The sequence below is a fragment of the Bacillus cereus group sp. BfR-BA-01316 genome (genome assembly GCF_022664195.1).
Lineage (GTDB): Bacteria > Bacillota > Bacilli > Bacillales > Bacillaceae_G > Bacillus_A.
In genome coordinates this window covers 1-6,340 of record NZ_JAKUGX010000062.1, presented here as the reverse complement: position 1 = coordinate 6,340, position 6,340 = coordinate 1, and the positions used below count along the sequence as shown (strand labels likewise).

Sequence of the window (6,340 nt, the reverse complement as noted above, 5' to 3'; positions counted from 1 at the left end):
AACACGGAAGTTAAGCTCTCTAGCGCCGATGGTAGTTGGGACCTTGTCCCTGTGAGAGTAGGACGTCGCCAAGCAACTTTAAGACGAGTCAGAATGACTCGTCTTTTTTGTGTATAATAAAATTGTTATTTATTATATCTTCACTTTGTTTTTTACATCGATAAGCTCAAAACGTTCACAAACAAGCAGCATATCTTCAGAAAAACTAAGGCCAAGTTCATTCAGTTCCTTCGTAAGGAACTGAACATGGGTGTCTCTCCAGTAATTATAAGTGCTATCGCCTTCACCTTCAGCGATAGCGAATTCTTCAGTTACTTCATTCATTGGTGTTACAGTTACTTCTATTGTTTTAATAATTGCTACTGGTTCATCCTGGCTATTGAGTATAATACTATAATCATTAGTTGTCGGTAGCGGTTCGTTTTCCAATTCATAAAAAATATATCCAGAACATGTTGCAGTTTTTATGCCATCAATTACTAATTGAGCGAGATAATCAGGAGAATCACCGAATTGCCAAGCAGTAACAGATCTTGGTTTTTCGTTCTTTCCCCAATAAGTATCCCAATAGGTTTGTGCTAATGGATTCATTTGTATTGTTACCTCACTTTAGTTAAATTTAATTCTATTTAACCCGCTATTATACCCCCATATTAATAGACTGGATGCTTAGTTTCCGAATTGTTTCGCATAATTGATTCCATTTAGGAAAGTTCTCTAATAAATGTGCAAACTGCTTTTGTAAATAGTGTTCAGCCTCTTTACAGGCTTTACTCGTTTCTTCTAATAGTTGATAAAGTATAGCTTCATAAAAAAGTAATTAAAGTATAACTGGCTACTTGTTGCTGTTTGAACAGTATACCTATCTTTATTAGCATGCTAATATAAGCAAGTTGGAGGGGAGAACGAGTTCATTGGGAATGAATTCAGTTAGTTCATAGTTATTATGCAGTCTATTTGTAATGTGGGCTGCCCTAAAGTTAGGGTCAATACCTGACGGTGTATCGCCTACATGTACTTCTCTTCCATAAATATAGAAACAAGGAAGGAGTTTGCCAGCAGTTCCTGTATAAATATAGCGTTGGTTATCTCCATCATATAAAGGTGTTGTAAAATCATTATTAATAGCCAAACGATACTGTAATTGTTTTTTTTTGCTTCAATCTTTCAAATTCGGTTAAAGCAGAGATAATTCCGCGATGCTCGCCCTCTTCATCTGCATTGAATAAGAGGAGTAGGTTTCCTTCTAGTAAATGAATATATTCTGAGAAGTATAATAAAGAAGTTACTTTACTTGCCTAAATAAAAGACATAATGACGTATCATAGGGTTAAGAACGTTTGTTCTGCTCTAGTGTAATCATTCATTTGTGGCAACTATTTTCTTCCTAGTATATATGTTTCTAAAACAGAAATGCTATTGCTCGTTAGGGCTGAAAGTAGAATTGTTAACCTTGCATACCGTAATGAAGTGGTTTTGTAGTAAAGAATATTCAGTTTTTTAATCTATCCTCAACTATGACATATTGAAGTGAGTAATACTAGAGAGAAAGTAAACAAAAAACCGATATTCAACTTAGAATATCGGTTTAATAATACTTATATAAAGCTATAGCAATACGGAAAGTGTAAATACAATGGCTAACAAAATACGGTAATATGCAAAAGGTTTTAAACCTATCTTTTCTAAAAGCTTCAGGAAAGTTACTACCGCTAGCATTGCTACTATAAAAGAGGTAATGAATCCTATAGCAAACATAGGAATGTCATCTGCACTTAAATACTTCCAACTTTTTAATAAGTCTAACCCTGTAGCCCCGACCATTACAGGAAGGGCAATGAGAAAAGAGAACTCAGATGCAGCTTTATAATTTACTTTCGCTAATAGCCCTCCAGAAATAGTAGAGCCAGCTCTAGAGAAGCCAGGATATACTGCTAAGCATTGAAATAATCCAATTGTTAATGCTTGACGGTATGTTAAATCATCTAGTGAAAAAGAGGTTGCCTCTACCTTTTTTACTTCTGCAAAAATCATAAGAATTGCTCCTGCTACAAGTCCAATTACGACAGTATACGGCTGAAATAAGTATGTTTTAATAACATCATGTAGTAGTAAACCAGCAACTACTGCTGGAAATACGCCAAGAAATACATGGAATGCGTTGAATTTTTTCTCTTTCCGTAGAAGAGGTTTAATATTACATAAAGAAACAAGGCGTTTATGATACAAAATAGCAATAGCTAAAATTGCTCCTAACTGTATGACAATTTCAAACGTTTTTGCTCTTTCTCCTTCAAAACCTAATAAATGTCCGACTAATATAAGATGGCCAGTAGAAGAGATAGGTAAAAATTCAGCTAATCCTTCTACAATACCGAGTATGAAGGCAATAATGGTATCACTCATAGTTTCACTCCTATAAATTAATGAATATCTACTCTTTTAAAATAGAATAGTGTTGTAATAAATCCGAAAATAGCTGTTGCTACAATGATGATATAAGAATACTCTGGTGGATAAGTCGGTTGTAATTCGTTATTTGCTATATCTAGAGTAGCAGTCCATGGGAATAGGTCTTTATGTTTTGAATTGACGATCATAAGGTTAGTCATCGTTATAACGATTGTTAATATAATAGGTGGTACATAGGTCTTCATTACAAGAGTTAGTAGTACAATAGGTGAAGACAAGAGAAAGAGAAGTCCACCACATATTGAAAACTTTACGAGAGAGCCTAAAAGTAAGGTGATACTAAATCCAGGGAAGCTACCTATTAGCCCTAATAATAAAGTTAGCGCCCAAGCGACTAAAGTTAGCATCATTATCCAAAGAAATAGAAGGATAAATTTACTTATAATAAAGCTAATACGTGATACTGGGATAGTTAGCAAATTTTTTAATGTATCTTCCGTGTATTCACGGGTAAATAGATAAGCGATCACAACTCCATATAAGGGGAATCCTATAACTAAAGTAGTATACAAGTTAACTTCAGTGAATAATTGATGAAACAAAATGGTGGGGGTAGGCTGTTTTGTTTTTATATGTATATAAGAAGCTACAACTACTAGAAAAGGTGCGACACCTGCCCCGATAATACTAATCAAAAACATATTAGAGCGTTTTAATTTTAATAGTTCTGTATAGAGTAGATTAACCAATTGTGCCACCTCCAACTAGTTTGGTGAAATAATCTTCTAGTCTATCTTCGCTCATCATAATTTTTAATACTTCAACATCATTACGAACTAACGTTCTATTGATATGTCCTTGCTGTCCAAAGTGAGAATAAACACGAATATTTCCTTCATCATGTACCTCATAATCAAAAATTTGAAAATGATTTTCTAATAGCATCGCAGCTTTATTATCATTATTTACCTGGAATTCTATGTACTTACGATTGGCTTTACGCAGTGTATCAAGAGAAACTTCTTCTAATAACCTTCCTTCATGAATAATTCCCATACGATCGACTAGTTGTTCCACCTCAGCTAATATATGACTAGAAATGAGTATCGTTATATTTCTGTCTTGAGCTAAAGATTTAATGAGTTTTCGCATTTCTTTAATACCGATTGGATCTAGTCCGTTAGTTGGTTCATCTAGTATGAGTAGTTCAGGATAATGGAGAAGAGCACGTGCAATTCCTAAGCGTTGCTTCATTCCTAAAGAGTATTTTCCTACTAGTTTTTTTGTTTCGTGCTGCAAGCCTACAATTTCTAATGCTTCTTCAATTGCATTCCTTTTGTGAACTCCAATTATCTTTGCATTAATTAATAAATTCTCTCTTGCAGTTAAGTTTTCATAAAATCCTGGGACTTCAACGATAGAACCAATTCTTCTTAAAATGTCTTTTTGATTCCAAAGTAAATCCTCACCGAATATTTCTATATTTCCACTTGTAGGTTTTATAAGACTAAGCAGCATACGGATTGTAGTTGTTTTACCAGCACCGTTACGCCCTATGAATCCATAAATCTCTCCTTGCTGTACATTTATATTTAGATTATCTACTGACTTTTGGGTCCCATAAACTTTAGTAAGATTTGTCGTTTTTATAATTGTATTTATAGGGGGCACCTACTTTCTATAAGTTCTTAATTACATAATAAAAAGGAAGGTTTAACTGCATATTAATCATTTCTTAACTATTTCTTAAAAGTAGTGTGTTTTGGGACGGAAAAACCAAAAGTAGTTCGTTCCCGGGGAATACTGTCAACCCATATACGCCCACCATTTTTTTCAACGAGGGCTTTAGAAATAGAAAGTCCGAGGCCACTACCACCGTAAGAAGGATTTCTTGATTGTTCGCTGCGGTACATCCGCTTAAATACGTTTTGTAAATCATGTTTTGGAATACCGGGTCCCTTGTCCCAAATAAGAAGCTCATATCCTGTATTGGTTTCTAATAGTTCGACTCCTACTATTTTCCCAGCTTTTCCGTGATGGATAGCGTTTTTTATTAGATTACCTATAATTCGTATAAGGCTAAGGTGATCTGCAATAATAGGAGAAGTAGATTCTGGTATGAGAACTTGTAGTTCAATGTTATGTTTTGATAGCTCGGGTAAAAATTCGATTAATACTTCTCTAGTAACTTCAGAAAAATCGAGTTCTTCTTCTTTTAATGGAAATTCATCAGCATCTAGCTTGGCCATATTAAAGATTTCATCGACCAGATGTTTTAAGTCATTCGATTTCTTATATAGTATTTCAAGATATTCTTGCTTTTCTACTTCAGAAGCAGCGACATCATCTTTTAAAGCATCAATATATCCAATAATAGAAGTAAGTGGTGTTCGGATATCATGTGAGATATTAGATAAAAGTTGTTTTCTAGCTTCTTGGGATTTCCTCGCTTCGATCTGACCCTTTTCTAATGCAGTTATTAATTCGTTTATTGAAAATACGATATTATTTAGTGAACGGTCGTTATTTGTGAATAGCCTCGTTTGTAAATTCCCTTTAAGTGCACGGCTTAATTTAGTAACCATCGATTCGTTGCTTTGAATAAAGTGAACTCTTGAAAAGAAAAGATATATTGTAATTATGATAAGAGCAATAAATAAAGATATTTTTACATGGTATCCCATATCTATATTTAAAAGCCCGCAAATGATAAGTTGTAATGAAATAAGAAAGAGGATCTTATCATTTTTCAACCTTTTCACCTACAAACTTATAACCGATTCCCCATACAGTCTGAATGAATTTTGGATTGGAAGAATCGATTTCTATTTTCTTTCTAAGCTTTCTAATATGCACCATAACTGTATTATCATCTTCTATATAATTATCGTCCCATACATTCCGAAAGAGTTGTGTTTTCGTAAATACTTGCTCTGGGTTTGAAGCGAAGAATTTTAATAGTTCAAGTTCTTTTCCAGTTAAGCTGATTTCTTTTCCATTCGTATGGACTGTGTATTTTTTAAAATCGATAGTTAGTCCTTTAAATGTTAAAGCTGATTTCTCTTGTACGTTAGTGTTACTTCCAAGAACTAAAAAACGTCGCATAAGAGCTTTTACTCTTGCAACCACTTCGTGAATACTGAAAGGTTTCGTAATATAATCATCAGCACCTATGCTTAAGCCCAAAATCTTATCAACTTCGTGATCTTTAGCAGTTAGCATTAATATAGGAATGTTGGTAGTATCTCTAAGTTTTCTGCACACTTCGATACCATCTACTTTCGGCATCATAAGATCTAATATAACGAGGTTGTAGTTATTTTGGTTAAATAAGCACAACGCTTCTTCACCATTAATTGCAGTATCTACCATATATAATTCTCGCTCTAAATATCTTTTTAATAAGTCTCGAATTTCTTTATCGTCATCTGCTATAAGAATACGTATATCTTTCATATCGTCACCTGTTTCTAATAGAATGTTATTGATATTACAATTTGATAAACAAAGGGGAATAGGGAGCGGTAATAAAAAATAAAGCAACTTTCTAATTATATACTATTAATTGTTAAAATAAGGTTGCTAGTTTAGCTGAAAAGAATCAATCGTATGAGTTCGGTAAGATGGGGGAAGTGAGTCCTTTGAAATAGAGAAGTACCTAAATTGAATAGTATTTAGAAGAATAGATTGGTAAAGAAAAGTAGACGATGGTTTCTATTTTAATGAAATCTTTGTAGGTCCTTATCTAGAGTTAAAAGAGTGCAAAGGTACTAAATTAAATTTATTTGTAAAAAGGTGTTGACGATTAGAGTATTGAGGTGTAATATAGGACAAGTCGCCGATAGCAACAACGCAGAAAGCGACAAAAGAAATAAAAAAACTTGGTTGACATTGAAATATGAAAATGTTAACATAAGGGAGTCGCAAA

General features: G+C 33.6%; 6 protein-coding genes. All 6 read right to left on the bottom strand.

What is annotated here, in order from left to right; all coding sequences use genetic code 11:
- Positions 1-132: 132 nt before the first annotated feature.
- A complete protein-coding gene (locus MR071_RS24765; RefSeq protein WP_105588327.1) occupies positions 133-591 on the bottom strand; it encodes an ASCH domain-containing protein in 459 nt (152 codons plus the stop codon).
- 1,017 nt (positions 592-1,608) lie between these two features.
- The gene (uppP, locus tag MR071_RS24755) at positions 1,609-2,406 is read right to left on the bottom strand and encodes an undecaprenyl-diphosphate phosphatase UppP (RefSeq protein ID WP_105588326.1); all 798 of its coding nucleotides are present in this window, start codon (positions 2,404-2,406) and stop codon (positions 1,609-1,611) included.
- A gap of 17 nt (positions 2,407-2,423) precedes the next feature.
- Positions 2,424-3,161: an ABC transporter permease gene (locus MR071_RS24750; RefSeq protein WP_142395970.1), complete on the bottom strand. Its 738-nt coding sequence runs from the start codon at positions 3,159-3,161 to the stop codon at positions 2,424-2,426.
- Positions 3,154-4,083 carry an ABC transporter ATP-binding protein gene (locus MR071_RS24745; RefSeq protein WP_105588324.1) on the bottom strand — a complete coding sequence of 310 codons (930 nt, stop codon included), beginning with the start codon at positions 4,081-4,083 and terminating at the stop codon, positions 3,154-3,156. Before MR071_RS24745 ends, MR071_RS24750 begins: the two co-directional genes overlap by 8 nt.
- A 68-nt stretch (positions 4,084-4,151) precedes the next feature.
- The gene (locus tag MR071_RS24740) at positions 4,152-5,165 is read right to left on the bottom strand and encodes a sensor histidine kinase (protein WP_242238213.1); all 1,014 of its coding nucleotides are present in this window, start codon (positions 5,163-5,165) and stop codon (positions 4,152-4,154) included.
- A complete protein-coding gene (locus MR071_RS24735; protein ID WP_105588322.1) occupies positions 5,155-5,868 on the bottom strand; it encodes a response regulator transcription factor in 714 nt (237 codons plus the stop codon). Before MR071_RS24735 ends, MR071_RS24740 begins: the two co-directional genes overlap by 11 nt.
- Positions 5,869-6,340: the final 472 nt, after the last annotated feature.